This is a genomic window from Methylophaga nitratireducenticrescens (genome assembly GCF_000260985.4).
Classification (GTDB): Bacteria; Pseudomonadota; Gammaproteobacteria; order Nitrosococcales; family Methylophagaceae; genus Methylophaga; species Methylophaga nitratireducenticrescens.
The window spans coordinates 2,464,539-2,483,495 of sequence record NC_017857.3 but is presented as its reverse complement, the minus strand read 5'-3'; the positions used below and the strand labels follow the sequence as shown (position 1 = coordinate 2,483,495).

The window sequence follows — 18,957 nt, the reverse complement described above, 5'->3', positions numbered from 1 at the left end:
CTGATCAGTAAGAACCACCGGTTCGGTTACCAGTTCCTACTGATTCAAGTTTTAACGGTTATTCTGCTGATGAAATCATGTAATCGACAGCAGCTTTAACTTCATCGTCGGTGAGTTTCGGGTTACCACCACGTTCTGGCATCATATTAAAGCCATTAATGGCATGGTCATAAAGTGTATCCATACCTTTTTCCAGTCGTGGTGCCCAATCATCGGCGTTGCCAACTTTGGGAGAGTTCATCATGCCTTTATCATGACAAACAGCACATACCTGAGTCACCACTCGTTTGCCGACGTTGTCATCGGCAGTAGTATTATCTGCTACTTCTGTTTCTTCCTCAGCTGTAGTCTCTGCAATCTGTTCTTCACCAATGTTTTCTTTGGCTACCGGTTTTAATCGTTCTGCAATTGCTTCAGCATCCATTGGTTCTGGTTCGATAACGTTGTCAGCAATAGACAGCATATTCGACAAAATCAGGTTTGCGATTACAAACAGTGCCGCGACAATAAGCAAACTGCCGATCAAGTACTTTGGTGTATTAGAAGATTGCATGGTTTACCTCTGACTCCTTAATAGAGCAAATAATTATACGGGCATATGTTCAGCCGCGCTATGCATCAGATAACGCTCCAAGTGTGATTTTTCCGACTGTTTGACCAAGGCTTAATAAATAATGGGCCTGTTCAAGTGTTTGTGGCGTTAACTGATCAAAATGTTGCTGCGAAACAGGTTGTAACTGGTTTAAATCAGCCATCTGTGCAATACGCTGCAGAATATGACCTTGTTGTTCTATATCGGTTGTTTTCATATTGGGACGGGTAAACATAAACTCCCATACCAGACCGGCGCTTTTGTTTTTTAACAGGTTCAAATCCACTGGCTGCTGGAAGCTGACCACCAGGGCAATTAAACCTTGAGGTGCAATCAACTCAACCATGTGTGGATAGTAATAATCACTGTCATTCAGACACAGAATATAATCTGCAGCTGGCAAATTTGCTGCCTGATAATTATCTTTCAACTCACCCTTGTGACTAATCACCACATCGGCACCTAATTTTTCACACCATTGTTGTGTTTCTGGCCGTGATGCCGTGGCAATCACCTTCAGGCTGGTGAGTTGTTTTGCCAATTGAATCGCCATCGATCCGACACCGCCGGCGGCGCCGATAATTAATAAGGTTTTATCGCGATCTTTATCAGCGTCAATTTTCAATCGATCAAACAGCGATTCCCAAGCTGTCAAAGCCGTTAGTGGTAACGCAGCAGCCTCATGAGGCTGCAATGATTTTGGCGCTTTGGCGATAATTCGCGAATCCACCAGTTGATGCGAGGCATAACAACCATCACGACCAATATCACCGGCATAAAAGACTTTATCCCCCACCTGAAAGTTCTGACATTGTTCGCCAACTTCAGTGATGATTCCAGCAGCATCCCAACCAATGATTTTGCCGTTGGCATCATCCTGAAGCGTTGACTTGACCTTGAGATCGACTGGATTTACCGCGACAGCTTCTACTGCGACAACAACATCGTAACCCGTGGCTTTGGGCATTGCTTTTTGAACACATTGTGCGGGCTCGGTTGCATGGTGAAATTGTAATGCCTGCATAGCTATTTCTCCGTTAAGCGTTGAAGTGCATTGAGATAAGCGGTTTCGGATGGCGGTTGTTGCTGTTGCTGGGCCCGCCACAACTGCTCTGCCAGACAATCAATCATCATGTGCTGGGCTTGATGCTCATCAGCAGTCTGGGCGATTAAGCGCTGATAGGCCTGCACGATTCCGGCTGGACGATCGGTGGAGAGCTGTTCAAGCACCGCAATATGCAGGCCCATATGCAGATAGGGATTGGTCTGACCGTTTTCCACAAAATATTCCTGACCGGATTGAATCGGTGAGGAGAGCAGGCTGTGGTATTCGGAATGCAAGACAATCACATCAGCAATCATTTGTTCGAGCGCAGTCAGTATTTGTCCGGATTGCATTTTTTTCCAGACATCATGGTATTGCTGGCGCAATGCATCGCGGTCTTGACTGAAAATGGCCATCAGGCGGTTTTCCGCTGGCGCTGAGCACGCCGGTATTCATCACATAAATCGGTAACAATACACTGATCACAATGCGGTTTTCTGGCGGTACATACATAGCGGCCATGCAGAATCAGCCAGTGATGGGCATCCAGTTTGAATTCATCGGGGATCACTTTCATCAGACGGTCTTCGACCTCCCGGACATTTTTGCCTTTTGCCAGACCGGTTCGATTCGATAATCGAAAAATATGTGTATCGACGGCCATCACCGGATATTTGAACACCGTGTTGAGGATCACATTGGCGGTTTTGCGGCCGACGCCGGGTAAGGCTTCCAATGCTTCGCGAGCATCCGGCACTTCACCACCATGTTTGTCGATTAATTGCTGGCAGGTTTTGATGACGTTTTCCGCTTTGCTGTTAAACAGGCCGATGGTTTTGATATAGCTTTTCAAACCATCCAGACCCAAGTCCAGAATGGCCTGGGGTGTGTTGGCAACCGGGTAGAGTTTATCGGTCGCTTTATTGACGCCGACATCGGTTGCCTGAGCAGACAGGATCACGGCGATCAATAATTCAAACGGCGTCTTGAAGTTCAGCTCGGTAGTGGGCGATGGATTGTGATCGCGCAGTCTGCTGAAGAATTGTTGCCGCTGCGTTTGATTCATCGTTAGCCTGTGGTGGTTTGCGGGGTCAGCGCTTCAGCTTTCACTTTCTCAGTCCGATTCGCCACCCGGGCATCAATGGCATTTTTCAATGCCACGATAAGTCCCAGACCAATAAAGGCACCGGGCGGCAAAATCGCAATAAGAAAACCACGATAATCATCAATGACTGTAATGGTTAAGCCCCGCGCGGCTTCTCCAAACATTAAATGTGCCTGACTGAATAAGGTGCCCTGGCCGAGTAGTTCGCGCATACCGCCCAGCAATACCAGCACAGCAGTAAAACCGATACCCATCATCAAACCATCAAGTAAAGACGGGGTCACTGGATTACGTGCAGCAAAGGCTTCAGCACGGGCAATAATCGAACAGTTGGTCACAATTAACGGAATAAAAATACCCAGGATCAGATAAAGCTCATGGAACCAGGCGTTCATTGATAATTCAATGGCTGTCACAATCGATGCAATGATTAACACAAATACCGGTAAACGTGCTTCATCGGGAATCTGGTGACGCAGCATGGAAATAATGCCGTTAGAAGCCACCAGAGTCAGGATAGTGGCAAGTCCCAGCCCCAGACCATTGATAACGGTATTCGTCACAGCAAGCAATGGACATAAACCCAGTAATTGCACTAAAGCCGGATTATTTTTCCACAGACCTTCTTTAATAATCTGATTGTAGATTGTCATGTGTTTTCCTCTGCCGGGATAAACAACTTACCCTTATTTGCTTCAAAAAATTCCAGTGTACGCTTGATGGCATTAACCACGGCACGTGCAGTAATGGTCGCACCGGTAAATTGATCAAATTCACCGCCATCTTTTTTGACTTTCCAACGTGATTCATCCGGTGATTCTAATGACAGTCCGGCAAATTGCAGGATCCAGTCATCACGTTGCACATCAATTTTATCGCCCAGTCCAGGTGTTTCTTTATGGCTGATAACCCGAACTCCAGCCAGCGTGCCATCAGTGTAGATGGCAATCAGAATTTTAATACTGCCACTGTAACCATCTGGTGCAACAGCAGTTAATACAGCGGCTACTGGTTCAGTATTTTTTCTGGCTCGGTAAACAACAGTTGGCTCTTCGGTGCCTAATTGTGGTGTCGGCGGAAGCAACAGCGTGTCATTCAGAATATTATTGTCGTATTCCTGCTTTGGCACCAGTACATTTATCGCTTCAAGTAACGCCAGACGTTCATTTTCTATAATCTGTTCGCGGGTACTTTCTTCGGTATAAGCCACTAATGTTGTTGCCACAATGGCAAATAAAGCCAGCATCAGGCCAACCCGAACAGCCGGTTGATTCCATAATGCTTTCATCGTGTTGCTCCACCATATACCCGTGGTTGAGTGTAATAGTCGATCAGCGGTACCAGCATATTCATCAAAATGACAGCAAAAGCCACACCATCAGGGTAGCCACCCCAGATGCGGATTACATAGGTCAGGATGCCTACCCCGGCACCAAACACAATTCGGCCTTTCAATGTAGTTGATCCAGAAACTGGATCAGTGGCGATAAAGAATGCCCCCAGCATGGTGCCACCGCTAACCAAATGAAATAGCGGTGAACCGGAAACAGTGGGATCAATTAATGTGGTTATACTGCTGATAATCAGCAAAGCCAGAATCATTGCGACGGGTACATGCCAGCTAATTACTTTACGATAGAGTAACCAGATACCACCCAAAGCAAACCAGATATTGATCCATTCCCAGCCCCGTCCACCGGCCATGCCAAACAATTCCTGGCTACTGATAAATTCAGGATGACGATCCAATACAATCTGAGTTTTCATTGCATCAAGTGGCGTTGCACCTGAATAAGCATCAATGTCCAAACCATTAAACTGACCGGTAAAAATTAATTGCAGTGAACTTAACCACCCCATTGGTTGCTCGGCCAATGATTGCACCGGCAGCCAGGTGGTCATTTCCAGTGGGAAAGAAATCAATAACAAAACATAACCGATCATCGCCGGGTTAAATGGGTTATATCCCAGACCACCATAAAGGTGCTTGGCGAAGATAATGGCGAAGGTCACGCCGATCACCGTCATCCACCACGGCGAAAGCGGCGGGACAGCTAATGCCAGTAACACAGCAGTTACCGCAGCACTGCCATCACTAAGAAAAGGCTTTAATGGTCGATCACGAAGTTTAAGCATCACCGCTTCGGTGATAAGTGCAACTATCACAGCAAGGGTGACATTAATCAGCACACCGGGACCAAAATAATAGGTCATGGCGATAACTTCTGGAACCAGAGCGACCAGCACTTGTAGCATATGTAATGTAACGCGATTCGTTCCAGCTAAAAACGGTGGGCTCAACCGAAAAATGGGCATCAGACTTTTTCCTTCGCATCGGAATCTGTAGGTTCTGGTTTTTCCGGAGAATCTTTTTTGGCTTTAGCTGCTTTGGAAGCTGCCAGTGCAGCTTTACGCTGACGCTGGCGCTCTTCTTTTTCCTGTTTTTCGCGTTCAAGTCTGGCCAATCGGCTTTCATGTCGTTCGCGAGCCAGATCGGCTTTTTGTTGCTCACGTTGCTGATTCATGATTTCGGTTTTGGAAAAACGAAAATAGGAGACCAAAGGAATTTTGCTCGGACAGACATAATCACAGCAGCCACATTCAATACAATCAAATAAATTGTAATTACGGGTTTGATCAAAATCCTTAGCCCGTGAATACCAGTAAAGTTGCTGCGGCAATAAACTTACCGGACAGGCCTCCGCACAATCACCACAACGAATGCATGGCAAAGGTTGAGCAGGGGGGGCGACGTCGTCAACGCCGACCAGAATACAGTTAGCGGTTTTAGTGATAGGCAAATCATCACCCGCCAGGCTGTAACCCATCATCGGTCCACCCTGGATAAATGGCTCATCCGGTTGACGTTTTGTTTCACAAAAATCCAGTAAATCTTTGATTGGCGTGCCAAGCAGCGTTTCAAAATTACCTGCATGCGTTACATCGGTACCGGTGACCGTTACAATTCGGGAAATCAATGGTTCGCCGTGAAGAATTGCACGTCCTACCGCATAGGCGGTGCCGGGATTATGGCAGACAATGCCGATATCAATTGGCAATTTATTACTCGGTATCTGTTTGCCAGTGACCACCTGAATTAACTGTTTTTCCCCGCCGGTCGGGTAACGCGTGGGTACAACCACTATTTCAGTTTGTGATAAATGAGGCCTATGGCTTAGAGCAAAGCGCATTGCTGTAATGGCTTCAGATTTATTGTCCTCAATCGCCAGAATGCAACGTGACGCTCTCAGGGCAAATAACATAATCTCAACACCGTCAAGAATGCCCTCGGCACGTTCGCGCATCAGCATGTCATCACAGGTGATATAGGGTTCACATTCAGCACCATTAATCAATAAGGTTTCAACGGTGTGATGTACACCCGGATTGAGTTTTATAAAGCTGGGAAAGCCTGCGCCACCTAAACCGACAATGCCGGCATCACGAATAATCTGCCGTAACTCATGGGCCGTGTGTTGACGAAAGTCGGCTATTTGCTGACGCTCTATCCACTGTTCTTCACCATCGGTTTCGATAGTAATACACGGCGCAGAAAGACCGGAGGGATGGGGTATGGCATGCTCACCGATGGCAGTAATAACGCCAGATGACGGAGCGTGCAGACAGACCGAAACATGACCTTCAGCATGGGCAATTCGCTGGCCTTTGAGCACTTTATCACCCACCTCAACGATGGGGACAGCGGCAGCACCAATATGCTGTTGTAGCGGCAGTACCAATTGTTTACTCAACGGTGTTTTGCGTATCGGCACTTGAGTGGAGCGATTTTTATGTCCAGTCAGCTTTAAGCCACCGGGGAATTTAGTTAATGGCACACTCATGATCTGGTTTTCCGTTGCAAATCAATATGTGCAGGATCTGGCCAGCGCCATGTGTGAGGGTTAGGTTGTGTTTCGACCATATCAATACAATCAACCGGACATGGTTCAACACATAGTTCACAGCCAGTACATTCATCCGCGATAACGGTATGCATGTGTTTAGCTGCTCCCAGAATGGCATCCACCGGGCAAGCCTGAATGCACAGCGTGCAACCAATGCAGCGATCTTCATCAATTACCGCCAGTGTTTTGGGCTTTTCTACTCCACATTCTTCATCCAGTGGTTTGGGTTCTACATCCAGCAGATCGGCCAGCGCCTGAATAGTACTTTCACCGCCGGGTGGGCAGCGGTTAATATCGACTTCTCCAACTGCAATGGCTTCAGCATAAGGACGACACCCGGCAAAACTGCATTGTCCACATTGTGTCTGAGGCAGGATTTTATCAATTTGATCAACGATCGGATCCCCTTCAACCTTAAATCGGATTGAAGCAAATCCGAGAACAAGTCCCAGGACTAACGCGAGCAGCGTGATAGCAATGATGGCTGTCAGCATAAGTTAGACCTTAACCAATCCGGCAAAGCCCATAAAGGCCATTGACATCAGCCCGGCTGTTATCAGCCCAATGGCCGCGCCCTGAAATGGAGTGGGTACATCGGCCGCCGCCAGTCGTTCGCGCATTGCAGCAAAAATGATTAAAACCATCGAAAAGCCAACTGCTGCACCAAAGCCATATAAGGCAGATTCAAGAAAACCATGTTTTTCCTGGACATTGAGCAATGCAACGCCCAGAACCGCACAGTTGGTAGTGATTAAAGGCAGAAAAATCCCCAGCACTTGGTACAATAAAGGACTAGTTTTATGTACAACCATTTCAGTAAATTGTACAACTACTGCAATGACAAAAATAAAGCTGATGGTGCGCAGGAATTCAAGACCCAACGGAGACAACAGGTATTCGTTGATCAGATAGCTGCTAATAGATGACAAGGTCAATACAAAAGTGGTGGCCAGTGCCATACCCATTGCTGTTTCCAGCTTACGCGATACACCCATGAACGGACAAAGGCCGAGGAATTTTACCAGCACAATGTTGTTCACCAGAATGGTGCTTATCAAAATTAGGGCATAGTCAACCATTTAATAACCTACTGATTTTCTCAGGAATTCAGTTGAATGAACGCTCACCCCTGATTCAAATACAAATTATGAACCGTATAGTATAGCTTAATAACGCTTTTTATGTAGCGCTTCGGTAGAGGTTAAGGCTTGATGGTGAAGGACTTAGGGCCAATTTATCTTCAATGCCACGACAGTGATGATTATGTAGGATCAACAGCTAAGGTTGCAATCTGGCGTGTAATCAGTCAAAAACTTCAACACTTGATATCAGGCAGCAGCGGAGTTTTTGCGACGTTGTCTGGTGGCTTTTGCTAATTCACGTAATAGCATTTCACTGTTATCCCAAGCCATACAGGAATCGGTAATGCTCTGGCCGTATACCAGTTCTTTATCTGCTTCGACATTCTGTCTACCCGCTATCAAATTGCTTTCAAGCATCAAGCCGATAATACGGTTATCACCAGAGGCAATTTGTTCAGCCAGCGAGAGGCCAACAACTTCCTGTTGCAGATGATCTTTGCCACTATTTGCGTGACTGCAATCGACCATAATACGCACTGATTGGCCACTTCGACCAATGACCTCAGCAGCTTCATCAATGCTGGCTTTATCGAAGTTAGGTTTTTTACCGCCACGCAGTATTACGTGACAATCAGGATTTCCCGTTGTTGAAAAAATAGCGGAATGTCCATCCTTAGTCAGTGACATGAAATGGTGTGGCTTTGAGGCTGACAGGCAGGCATCAACAGCAATTTGTAAACTTCCATCAGTAGCGTTTTTGAAGCCGACCGGACAGGATAAACCTGATGCCAATTCACGATGTGCCTGACTTTCTGTGGTGCGTGCGCCAATGGCTCCCCATGAAATCAAGTCTGCAATGTACTGAGGACTGATCAGATCCAGGTATTCCGTTGCAGCAGGAACACCCATTTCGGCCAAATCAAGTAACAGCTTTCTGGAGATATGCAGACCATCGTTAATTTTGAAACTACCATCGAGGTACGGATCGTTGATCAGTCCTTTCCAGCCAACAACCGAGCGAGGTTTTTCAAAATAAACCCGCATAATGATATGCAAGTCATCTGACAGTTCACGTATCAATGGCTGTAAGCGACTGGCATAGTCACGGGCGGCATTAGGATCATGGATTGAGCAGGGTCCAATAATCACAATCAGCCGATCATCGCGTTGATGTAGAATTTCCTGACAAGCTGTACGTGCATTAAACACCGTTTCAGATGCCGTATCTGAGATCGGTAGTTGTTTATGCAATTGTGCTGGCGGCAAAACTTCCTGTATGCCAACGATGCGTAAATCATCTGTGTTATAACGCATTTTCAACCTGATTTGTGTTCAAAGTAAGAACCCGCAATTGTAATACTTTGCGGGCTTTTTCGCTATTTCAAGCTTTCAGGGTAAGGCGATAGTAAATAATTCGGCATTCAACCAGAGATGCATCCAGATACTGGCAACATAACCCAGCGCAATAGCCCAAATCCATTTCAAATGTGACATAAAAGTATAAATACCGCGTGCCTGACCCATAACTGCCACCCCGGCTGCAGAGCCAATGGACAGCAATGAACCACCCACGCCTGCGGTTAATGTTGCCAATAACCATTGACCATGACTCATCTCTGGCATCATAGATAACACGGCAAACATGACAGGAATGTTATCGACAACTGCGGAAATTAGACCCACCATAATATTGGCCGTGGTGGCGCCTAACTGGCCGTATAAAAACTCAGAGCCCACACTCAGATAGCCGATTGTTCCCAAACCTCCGACGCATAAAATAATGCCATAGAAGAACATCAGCGTATCCCATTCGGCGCGTTGCAATTGCTCGAAAATATTAAAAGGTGCTTTTTGCTGTGTTTCATCTTGAATATTAAATGCAGCTTGTCCGTCAGTCTCTTGTTTAGTTAAAAGACGTTTATCACGCATTTTAAGGACATAACCATGCAACTTGAGAAAGCCGAGACCTGTCATCATGCCCAGCACGGGGGGGAGATGAAGAAAGTGATGACTGCTGGCGGCCATGGCAATGGTGAGAATAAATAATCCAACCACGACCATCGCACCAGATTTAAGCGGGGCATATTCATGTACAGCGATCGAAGCAACATTTCGAATTGCCAGTGATAATAAAACTGCAGGGATTAACCAGTTCACCAGTGAAGGAATGAATAAAGCAAAAAATTCATGGAAAGCCAGTACACCCTTTTGCCACACCATCAAGGTGGTGATATCACCAAAAGGACTGAAAGCACCGCCAGCATTGGCAGCCACAACAATATTGATACAGGCGATAGCAATAAATTTGTGATTATTACCCGCCACAGCCATAACAACCGTGGCCATCAAAAGTGCTGTGGTCAGGTTATCGGCCACCGGTGAGATAAAAAAGGCCATCACTCCGGTGAGCCAGAAAATGGTTCTTAACGAAAAACCCTTATTGATCAACCAGGCACGGAGTGCATCAAATACACCACGTTCACCCATGGTATTGATATAGGTCATTGCCGCCAGCAGGAATAAAAATAACTCGGCATATTCAAGCAGATTATGACGAATCATAATGCCCGCCGTCTCATGGAAAACCGGGTCGGTTTGTTGTGCATAAATCAGGGCAATCAACCCCCAAATCAGACCGGCTGCGACAATGACCGGTTTGGATTTACGCATATGGATCTGTTCTTCAGCGATGACCAAAGCATAAGCAATAAAAAATATTGCTAATGCCGCAAAGCCTACCCAGTGCCCGGTTAAATCAAGCAATGCTACACTTTCCATAGCCCATATGGATGGCGAGAAGAACATGAAAAAGAAAAAAAATGGCCAGCGGGGAAATGACTTGAAAAGGCCTGATACGGGCATAACGACTTCCTGAGATGATGGGAAAAACTGCTAAATGATACCCTTCATCTCTGGAATCGCAACCGTTATTTGAGGTTCTGTTTGTTTTTTATAGCTATCTCGGTTTGAGGCTCATGTTATTCAATAAGACAGCTATGATAAATTGCTGGCTCCGAGAACTGTGCGATAGAAACCTTCAGCGGCATCGGTGACCAAATCAAACACATGATTGAATCCATTCTGACCACCATAGTAAGGATCAGGAACATCCGTCTCATCACGATCTTCAGCATAATCGAGAAACAACTTAACCTTATGCTGGTATTCGACAGGACAGGCTTGCTGGAGAATCTCCAGATTGTCCTTATCCATTGCCAGAATATAATCAAAATGCTCAAAGTCTTCATAACGAAACTTGCGTGCTCTGATAAAAGACAAATCAATACCACGCTGTTTGGCCGTTTGCTGGGCCCGGGCATCAGGTGGTTCGCCCACATGGTAGGCATGGGTGCCGGCCGAGTCGATTAGAAATTTGTCACTGGTGCCTTTAGCTTTCAGCAAACTGACAAAAACGCCTTCGGCGGTGGGAGAACGACAGATATTGCCCATGCAGACAAATAAAACTTTGATTTGACTCATTTGTAACTAACTCCGTAGCTCGGCCAGTAATTGTGAAATTATGGCATCGGCCTGACCAAGGTAGCCGCCACCAAACAGGTTGAGATGATTAATAATATGATAAAGATTGTAAAGCGTTTTGCGCGTGCGATAACCGGGATCGACCGGACGAATAGTGCGATAAGCCGCATGAAAATCGCCACCAAACCCGCCAAATAATTCGGTCATCGCCAAATCGGTTTCGGCATCACCGTAATAACAGGCCGGATCAAATATTACCGGATTACCCTGTTCATCACCGGCAGCATTTCCGCCCCACAGATCACCATGCAACAAGGAAGCTTGCGGTTGATAATCGGTAAAAAAGGCGGGCAACTCATCAATAAGCCGTTCGCCATTTTTTTGCAGAGTGCCTCTGAAACCATTGCTTGCCGCAAATTCCAGCTGTTTGCCCAACCGTTGCTGTTGCCAGAATTCCACCCAGTTATTCGAGCGATCATTTATCTGGGGTGTGCTACCGATGGTGTTGTCCATGTGCCAACCAAAATAGGGTTGGGGATGTTGGTGTAGCAGGGCCAGTTGTTCACCGAGTTTGGCATTTGCTCCACCGCGCATGCCGCCCAAAGCAATATATTCCAGCACCAGATAACTATGTCCATCAGCTGTGCCGAAACAAATTACTTCCGGGACTCGAACAGCATTCAATGCTGCCATCTCCTGCAAGCCCTGTGCTTCTGCAATAAACATATCAACCAGGTCAGGGCTATTGACCTTGATAAAGAATTGCTTGTCAGGCGTTTTCAATTGATAAGCTGTATTAATACAACCTCCTCCGACGGAAGAGAGTTGATGCGGATGGCAACTTAGTCCGGTGACGCTTTCAATTTGCTGAATAATTTCATTGAGTTGGGCCATAAATCTCTCCATCAAAGATGAGCAGGCGGGTTAACCATGCTAAGCTGAAACGGTAATTTTGCCAAAACATTCAAGGAGTTTGTCAATGTCAACCAATACCAAGGCCACACCACAAAGTCCCAAACAACAAGTGGCAATTAAAGCCGCTGAAATCGTCGACAATGGCATGATTGTGGGGCTGGGGACGGGATCAACAGCAAATCTTTTTATTGATGAACTGGCGCGACGTCAACGAGAACATCAACTGGATATTCAAGTGGTCGCCAGCTCTGTGATTAGCCGGGTTAAGGCCGAACAGGCCGGACTCAAAGTTATGGCGATAGAGCACCTGTCGCATCTGGACATGTATGTCGATGGAGCAGATGAAGTCACCAGTGATATGACTTTACTGAAGGGCAGAGGTCAGGATCTGGTTTGTGAAAAGCTGCTTGCCAGTCACGCCACAGCTTTTTATGTGATGGTCGATGAAAGCAAAATGGTTAATAAGATCGGTGAGAAAAATGCCATTCCAATTGAGGTGATCCCCCAGGCTGCTCAACTGGTATTGAACCGTTTGTCCAAATTGCAGGCCAAAGGAAGTTTGAGATTAAATGCCGCGGGTGACAATGTAGCTTACAGTGCAGCAGGAAATTTGATTCTGGATATGCAGTTTACGACATTTGAAACCGCACAGATTAATGCTTTACTGACAGTGATGCCGGGCGTGGTTGAGCATGGAATTTTTGCCGATGTTGCCAAAGCCGTGTTTGTTGGCTCATCTGACGGTGTCAAGTTATTGCAGGCCTGAATAAAAAAGGGCAGTGATCAACACTGCCCTTCATCAAAAAGATACGTATTTCGTTTATTTTTTTAATTCTTCAAGAATGGTTTCGGCTTTGGATTTACCAAACTCACCAGAGCCTTCAACACCAATGTATTTCACTTCGCCATCGGTAATGATCAGCGCTGCGCGGAATGAACGTACACCCATTCCACCACCGGTTAAATCACGATCCAGACCTAATGCTTTAATATATTCTGCACTACCGTCTGCCATCATGCGAACTTTGCCATTGGCCTTTTGTCCACGGCCCCATGCCGCCATAACAAATGCATCATTAACCGCTAAACACCAGATTTCATCTGCACCAGCGGCTTTTAAGGCTTCGGCATGTTCAATAAAACCGGGTAGATGTTGAGAAGAGCATAAAGGGGTAAAAGCGCCGGGAACCGTGAATAAAACAATGGTTTTGCCTTTTGCCATTTCACGCACATCCATCGGAGATGGATTCATCGGGCAGCCATTCTGAGGATCAAACTCAACACACTCTGTGAGTTTGCCATCGGGTATTTGTTGTCCAACTTCGATCGTCATAATCTCTCCTTTGGATTAATAATCTGATTGATTAGCATAAGCCATCTGCCAGCAGATATAAACACTGATGATTACAGGGGCTTTCAAGGTTGGAGCAATCAACTTAAATCGTTATGATGGATAGCACAAATGATTGATGGAGTAAAAAATGACGGCAGATAAAAACATTCTGAATTGGGGCATTCTCGGTGCAGCGCGTGTCACTGAAAAACTCATACCAGCCATTACGCAAGCCAGCAATGCGCGGTTAATCGCTGTGGCTAGCCGTCGAAAAGGGGCTGCAGCGAAAGTGATTGAAAAACTGGCCCCGACAGATAACGATATTCAGGCCTGGGATGATCCTCAAGCTTTATTAACGCATCCTGATATTGATGTGATCCATTTGCCCATGGCCAATGAAGAACATGCGGAATGGGCATTAAAAGCGATTGCTCATGGCAAACATGTGCTAATTGAAAAACCGATGGCTCTCACCGTTAAAGATATTGATGCCATTACCCAGGCTGCGAAAGAAAAGGGCGTAACGGTGATGGAAGGGTTTATGTATCGCTTTCATCCTCAACATGATGCAGTGCGGGAGATTATTGAGTCAGGCGTAATCGGCGAAATCAGAACCGTCAGCAGCCGTTTTGCCTTTCCAATGAAACCAGCACGTTTATATCGGGTTAACCGGCCCATTGCCAATGGTGGTGGAGCAATGTGGGATATCGGGCCCTATGCCATTCATACCGCGAGATTATGGTTTGAAGACGAACCCAAAGCCGTGACCGCAGTGGCTAAACTTAATGGGCACGGTGCTGATTTAAGTCTGACCGGTATTTTTGATTATGGTGAAGGAAAATTTGCCCAATTTGAGATGAGTTTTGAACATGCCCGTCGCAGTGTCTACGAAATCATTGGCACTTTAGGCGGAGTTACCTGCCATGCCACCTGGCAACCGGCTGACGAACCCGCGAAAATTTCCTGGTGGACCGAGGCGGGGCAACATGAAACGGTTGAAGTGCCCGCTGCCGATCAGTTTGTGAACGAAATCGAACATTTTTCCAATTGTGTACTGAACGACACTGATCCCTTACTCAGCCTGCAGGATGCCCGGGCTAACTGTAAAGCGATTGTGGCTGCATTGCAGTCGGTTAAAGAAGGAAAGACAGTTTCGCTGGCATAGAAGCAGATCGTATCATTTTCTCGTTAAAATAATGTCAGCTGCCCGCCTTCTGGCTGAAACAAGTCGCACTGTAAGGGGGAGAGCCCAGTGTTTATCATGAGTTTTTTTACAATACTTCGAAAACGCTGGGCAAGTAAGTCTGCATAAATGCCTTCCCCACGCAGGCGATGGCCAAAGCGTGGATCGTTGTTTTTACCACCACGTAAGTCATGAATCCGGTTCAGAATGTGCTGGGCCTGGTCCGGTCGGTGAGTATGCAGCCACTGCTCAAATAATGGGCTCACCTCAAGCGGTAATCTGAGCAAAATGTAATTAACGTCCAATGCGCCTGCATCGACAACAGCTTTGACAATATTTTCCAGTTCGGCATCGGTTAATACGGGTATGACGGGAGCGATTAATACCGTCACGGGAATATTCGCTGCACGTAACGTTTCAATTGTTTTTAATCTTCTTTTTGGCGCGCTGGCTCTGGGTTCCAGAACCCGTGACAGAGCTGAATCCAGAGTAGTAACAGAAAGATGTACCCGAACCAGATTCTGTCGAGCCATTTGCTGCAAAATATCGATATCCCGTTCAACCATAGATGATTTAGTGACGATATGACAGGGATGGCGGGTTTCACTCAACACTTGCAGGATCTGACGTGTGATTTGATATTCGCGTTCTATTGGCTGATAGGGATCGGTGTTGGCGCCAAGCGAGATGGGCGAGCATTGATAATTCTTTGCAGCCAGTTCTTTTTTGAGCAACTTGGCTGCATCAGGTTTGGCCGTAAGTTTGGTTTCAAAATCCAGACCAGGGGAGAGGCCTAAATAAGCATGAGAAGGGCGAGCATAACAATAAATACAGCCATGTTCACAGCCACGATAGGCATTAATGGACTGGCTAAAAGGCAAATCTGGGGATTGATTACGGGTAATGATGGTTTTGGGGTGTTCAATTTCCACCGTGGTTTTGGGTGCATTTTCTGGTTCCTGAAACCAGCTATCTTCAACCAGTTCGCGCTGATGTGTGTTGAAACGTCCATCAATTTTGTCGGCAGTGCCTCGTCCTTTGATTGAAGGCTGTTTAGGAGGCATCAATCAGACAAATAATATTCCACTGTAGAAACCACCCGAACCTTTTTGATATGCGGGTTATTATTATCGCGGGCGCTGATACTGAACTGACCTTGAGACGCTTTGCGGATTTTGCCCAGATTGCTGTCTGAATCTTCGGCAAATTTTTCGGCAACTTCACGGGCATTTTCGGTGGCTTCTTCGATCATTTCAGGTTTGATTTCATTGAGCCGGGTAAACAAGTATTCCGTCTGTGCCATATAGTTATTTCCAGCTAATACCAGACCTTGTTTGCCCAGATCGGCCAAAGCCGCCATCGCTTTACGAACGGCTTCAATATTTTCGGAATAGACCGTTATGGTCTGGTTTGCGGTGTAACGAAATTCTGCTCTGGGCCCACCACCATATTGCTGGGCTGATTTATCAGTAATTGAAGGTGAATTAAATGTGATTTCAGCTTCATCAATGCCCCGTTGGATCAGAAAATCACGAACTTTACTGCTGTTATTCTCTACTGTTCGATAAAGCTCAGGTAAATCATTGTTGGCTTCAATAAACTGAATCGGCCAGATCACTACATCAGCAGGGTAGTCGCGTTCAGATAAACCTTTTACTGTGACACTGCGTTCGAACTGTTTAAAATCGATCAACGCCTTGCCGAGTTGAAATCCCAGCAGGGTCAAACCCAGAAATAATGCACCACCTAAAATCAATGCGGTCGATTTGGTTTGATTAGCCATATTCTGAGCTCCTGTATAATCAGCGATGGTCGGTAAAGTGTTCTCTTGCATAGGCGACGCGGTCAGCGACGCTCATTCTTTTCTTATGACTGAGACTTTCAATCTGGCGTAGTCGTGGCAACAGGCCTTTGCCGTTGGCAATCTGTATGGTCAGTCCTGGCCGAGCATTTAATTCGAGTAGCATTGGCCCTTTAAAACGATCCAAAACAATATCAGTCCCCAAGTATCCCAGCCCTGACATTTCATAACAAGATACGGCCAGTGTTAATACTTCTTCCCAATGCGGAACCTTTAGCGTCATCATGTTCAATCCGGTATCCGGATGTAAAAGAATCGGCTTGTCAAATTGTACGGCCCGTAGGGCATGGCCATCACCAATATCCAGTCCAACACCTACCGCACCTTGATGCAGATTGGCTTTACCATTTGAATCTGCGGTCGATAAGCGCATCATCGCCATGACTGGAAAGCCACGAAAGACAATGATTCTGGTATCCGGAACGCCTTCATAGCTAAAGCCGCTGAAACAGTCATCAAAATGAATCAAATCTTCAATAATGGCCACATCGGCACGGCCGCCTAGTGAGAATAAACCCGCCAGAATATTGCTGATATGGCGTTCCAGATCACTAATGGTAGCAAACTGGCCATTAGACTTTCGGTAACCTTCTTCGCTCTGACGGGTAATCACCATGATGCCCTTACCACCTGAGCCGTGAGCCGGTTTAATACAAAATCCACTATTACAGCGTTGCAGGATATGACTTAACTCTTTAACCGCATGCTGTTCACTGATAACGCCGATTAAATCAGGCACTTTTACGCCAGCTTCCAAAGCCAGTTCCTTAGTCTGTAACTTGTCGTCGACTAATGGAAACAAATGCCGAGGATTGTAACGGCTGATATAAGACACATTACGACGGTTCATGCCCAGTACACCGATTTTGCTCAGTGCACCGGGATGTGCGTAACGCTCACGCAGGGTTTGGAACCAGTTCATTTTTACGGCTGGCTCGCTCATGATTTGTCCAGTTTGGTTAACGGTTTAAAGCGTTTTAACTCCAGTAACCGGTAGCCGGTGTAACTCCCTGCAACCAACGTTAATGCCATCAGGATCAGCTGAATCCCCATAAAATTGAAGGTCAAGTGACGTACCCAGTCCAGATTCATTGCCATATAAGCCAAAATGGCCACCAGTAATGAACCGCCGCCCTGAATCATGACTTGTTTGGCTCCTTCTTCTTCCCACAGTATCGACATACGCTCAATGGTCCACGCCAGAATGATCATCGGGAAGAAGGTGATTTTCATGCCTTCAGTCAAGCCAAATTTATAGGCGATGATGGAGAAAATGGCGATCATGCCAATAACCATAATGATCACCGCGGATATTCGGGCTACCAGTAATAAATTCAGATAGGACAAATAAGAGCGGATCATCAGCCCCACACCGACGATTAATAAAAAGCCAATCAGACCGGTCATCAGACTGGTTTGAATAAACGCCATGGCGATCAATACCGGCATAAAGGTACCGGAGGTTTTGATACCGACCAGAATCCGCATTAATACAACGATTAAAACACCTACCGGAATTAATAATATGCCTTTGAAAATGGCTTGCTCTTCCAGCGGAAGCGTATATAACGAGAAATTCAGCCATTCGTTATCGGCAAACTTTTGATTTAACGCGATATTAAAGGGTTGTTCCTGAGAAATCATTGAGAAGGAGACTTGTGCATTTGTTGCACCGATAACTTCTAATACAGGACCGGAATGATATTGCCACAGCAACATATTTTCAGCCTGTCCCTGCTCACCGGTTTCAGGGTTGAAAACTTCATATTCTGTTTCATCAAACACCTGAAGATATTCAATCAACGATTGGCGACGACGGCCATCTTCAAGTTCCAAAGCATGAATACGTCTGGCTGGGACACCGGCCTCCTGTAGCAGTTGTGAAATCCAGGCTGTTTTGGGTTTGACCTGTGCCAGCAGCTCAGCGGTTTGTTGCTGATTGTTAAACTCGTGAATCAGTTCACGTGCCAGTGTGTAGTTGGATGATGAACGTTCTATTGCCCGATCCAGAATCATTTGTGCTGCAGTAGCATAAGGCTCTTTTTCGACATTGGGTTTGGCGCTTGGAACGATAACCTGTTCGTCTGGGATGGCAAACGGATCAACCAGCATATCCACTTTGTAATACAGCGATTGATCACCATTTGCTTCACGAATTGACCATTCAGCATAGGTACCAGTCTCACGTTCAACAAAAGATAACCCATAACCCGGGCTGGCAGTTTGTTGATTAAGTTGAGTAAAACCGGGTTGGGTGTTTGGAATGGCTAAACGGGCAGTCACCGGGTTTCCATCAGCTTCAAAATCCACCTTGGCTTCAATTGACCAAGTCTGTCTTTGCTCACCGGGAAACCAGGGAATATCAAAAGCAATATGCCGGTGCAGGGTTAATGCAGTACCAGCAAGAAACAGCAGACTGACCAGAATGTAAAAAGGCGTACGTGATGCCATGATGG

The 18,957-nt window shown here is 46.2% G+C and carries 21 protein-coding genes; 2 read left to right on the top strand and 19 right to left on the bottom strand.

Annotated features, from left to right (window positions below):
- Nucleotides 1–58 precede the first annotated feature (58 nt).
- The 14 genes from Q7A_RS11720 to Q7A_RS11655 all read right to left on the bottom strand — a co-directional run bounded on the left by Q7A_RS11720 (nucleotide 59) and on the right by Q7A_RS11655 (nucleotide 12,103).
- Complete coding sequence (locus tag Q7A_RS11720) at nucleotides 59–553, bottom strand: c-type cytochrome (protein WP_014707815.1); 495 nt, start codon at nucleotides 551–553, stop codon at nucleotides 59–61.
- Between the two features lie 58 nt (nucleotides 554–611).
- Nucleotides 612–1,616 carry a zinc-binding alcohol dehydrogenase family protein gene (locus Q7A_RS11715; protein WP_014707814.1) on the bottom strand — a complete coding sequence of 335 codons (1,005 nt, stop codon included), beginning with the start codon at nucleotides 1,614–1,616 and terminating at the stop codon, nucleotides 612–614.
- Nucleotides 1,617–1,618: 2 nt separating this feature from the next.
- Nucleotides 1,619–2,053, bottom strand: coding sequence for a DUF1841 family protein (locus Q7A_RS11710; protein ID WP_014707813.1), 435 nt, complete (start codon nucleotides 2,051–2,053; stop codon nucleotides 1,619–1,621).
- A complete protein-coding gene (gene nth / locus Q7A_RS11705; protein WP_014707812.1) occupies nucleotides 2,053–2,703 on the bottom strand; it encodes an endonuclease III in 651 nt (216 codons plus the stop codon). Before nth ends, Q7A_RS11710 begins: the two co-directional genes overlap by 1 nt.
- 2 nt (nucleotides 2,704–2,705) lie before the next feature.
- A complete protein-coding gene (locus Q7A_RS11700; protein WP_014707811.1) occupies nucleotides 2,706–3,395 on the bottom strand; it encodes an electron transport complex subunit E in 690 nt (229 codons plus the stop codon).
- Nucleotides 3,392–4,030, bottom strand: a complete 639-nt coding sequence (gene rsxG, locus Q7A_RS11695) for an electron transport complex subunit RsxG (RefSeq protein WP_014707810.1) — start codon at nucleotides 4,028–4,030, stop codon at nucleotides 3,392–3,394. Before rsxG ends, Q7A_RS11700 begins: the two co-directional genes overlap by 4 nt.
- Nucleotides 4,027–5,058: an electron transport complex subunit RsxD gene (gene rsxD, locus Q7A_RS11690; RefSeq protein WP_014707809.1), complete on the bottom strand. Its 1,032-nt coding sequence runs from the start codon at nucleotides 5,056–5,058 to the stop codon at nucleotides 4,027–4,029. Before rsxD ends, rsxG begins: the two co-directional genes overlap by 4 nt.
- Nucleotides 5,058–6,584, bottom strand: a complete 1,527-nt coding sequence (gene rsxC, locus Q7A_RS11685) for an electron transport complex subunit RsxC (RefSeq protein WP_014707808.1) — start codon at nucleotides 6,582–6,584, stop codon at nucleotides 5,058–5,060. Before rsxC ends, rsxD begins: the two co-directional genes overlap by 1 nt.
- A complete protein-coding gene (gene rsxB / locus Q7A_RS11680; protein WP_014707807.1) occupies nucleotides 6,581–7,141 on the bottom strand; it encodes an electron transport complex subunit RsxB in 561 nt (186 codons plus the stop codon). Before rsxB ends, rsxC begins: the two co-directional genes overlap by 4 nt.
- 3 nt (nucleotides 7,142–7,144) lie before the next feature.
- Nucleotides 7,145–7,726, bottom strand: a complete 582-nt coding sequence (rsxA, locus tag Q7A_RS11675; RefSeq protein WP_014707806.1) for an electron transport complex subunit RsxA — start codon at nucleotides 7,724–7,726, stop codon at nucleotides 7,145–7,147.
- A 249-nt stretch (nucleotides 7,727–7,975) separates the two neighbouring features.
- Nucleotides 7,976–9,043 carry a 3-deoxy-7-phosphoheptulonate synthase gene (locus tag Q7A_RS11670; protein WP_014707805.1) on the bottom strand — a complete coding sequence of 356 codons (1,068 nt, stop codon included), beginning with the start codon at nucleotides 9,041–9,043 and terminating at the stop codon, nucleotides 7,976–7,978.
- Nucleotides 9,044–9,118: 75 nt separating this feature from the next.
- Nucleotides 9,119–10,534: a sodium:proton antiporter NhaD gene (gene nhaD, locus Q7A_RS11665; RefSeq protein ID WP_407939579.1), complete on the bottom strand. Its 1,416-nt coding sequence runs from the start codon at nucleotides 10,532–10,534 to the stop codon at nucleotides 9,119–9,121.
- Between the two features lie 189 nt (nucleotides 10,535–10,723).
- Nucleotides 10,724–11,209, bottom strand: coding sequence for a low molecular weight protein-tyrosine-phosphatase (locus Q7A_RS11660; RefSeq protein WP_014707803.1), 486 nt, complete (start codon nucleotides 11,207–11,209; stop codon nucleotides 10,724–10,726).
- A gap of 6 nt (nucleotides 11,210–11,215) precedes the next feature.
- Nucleotides 11,216–12,103, bottom strand: a complete 888-nt coding sequence (locus Q7A_RS11655) for a fructosamine kinase family protein (protein ID WP_014707802.1) — start codon at nucleotides 12,101–12,103, stop codon at nucleotides 11,216–11,218.
- Between the two features lie 85 nt (nucleotides 12,104–12,188).
- On the opposite strand from Q7A_RS11655, the gene rpiA reads away from it, so the two are divergent.
- Entirely contained in the window at nucleotides 12,189–12,890 is a 702-nt protein-coding gene (gene rpiA / locus Q7A_RS11650) for a ribose-5-phosphate isomerase RpiA (protein WP_014707801.1), read from the top strand.
- 54 nt (nucleotides 12,891–12,944) lie between these two features.
- Here rpiA and Q7A_RS11645 read toward each other — a convergent pair whose 3' ends face one another.
- On the bottom strand, nucleotides 12,945–13,457 hold the full coding sequence (locus Q7A_RS11645; RefSeq protein WP_014707800.1) for a peroxiredoxin: 513 nt from the start codon (nucleotides 13,455–13,457) through the stop codon (nucleotides 12,945–12,947).
- Nucleotides 13,458–13,605: 148 nt separating this feature from the next.
- On the opposite strand from Q7A_RS11645, the gene Q7A_RS11640 reads away from it, so the two are divergent.
- Nucleotides 13,606–14,622: a Gfo/Idh/MocA family protein gene (locus Q7A_RS11640; RefSeq protein ID WP_014707799.1), complete on the top strand. Its 1,017-nt coding sequence runs from the start codon at nucleotides 13,606–13,608 to the stop codon at nucleotides 14,620–14,622.
- A 23-nt stretch (nucleotides 14,623–14,645) separates the two neighbouring features.
- On the opposite strand, the gene Q7A_RS11635 is transcribed toward Q7A_RS11640, so the two are convergent.
- Genes Q7A_RS11635 through Q7A_RS11620 form a run of 4 tightly spaced genes read right to left on the bottom strand, consistent with a single transcriptional unit; the run spans nucleotide 14,646 to nucleotide 18,952 of the window.
- Nucleotides 14,646–15,704 (bottom strand): PA0069 family radical SAM protein, encoded by a 1,059-nt coding sequence (locus tag Q7A_RS11635; RefSeq protein ID WP_014707798.1) that lies wholly within the window; start codon nucleotides 15,702–15,704, stop codon nucleotides 14,646–14,648.
- On the bottom strand, nucleotides 15,704–16,423 hold the full coding sequence (locus Q7A_RS11630; protein WP_014707797.1) for an SIMPL domain-containing protein: 720 nt from the start codon (nucleotides 16,421–16,423) through the stop codon (nucleotides 15,704–15,706). Before Q7A_RS11630 ends, Q7A_RS11635 begins: the two co-directional genes overlap by 1 nt.
- A 19-nt stretch (nucleotides 16,424–16,442) precedes the next feature.
- The gene (locus Q7A_RS11625) at nucleotides 16,443–17,444 is read right to left on the bottom strand and encodes an alpha-L-glutamate ligase-like protein (protein WP_014707796.1); all 1,002 of its coding nucleotides are present in this window, start codon (nucleotides 17,442–17,444) and stop codon (nucleotides 16,443–16,445) included.
- Complete coding sequence (locus Q7A_RS11620) at nucleotides 17,441–18,952, bottom strand: inactive transglutaminase family protein (protein ID WP_014707795.1); 1,512 nt, start codon at nucleotides 18,950–18,952, stop codon at nucleotides 17,441–17,443. The genes Q7A_RS11625 and Q7A_RS11620 overlap by 4 nt, the downstream gene beginning before the upstream one ends.
- Nucleotides 18,953–18,957: the final 5 nt, after the last annotated feature.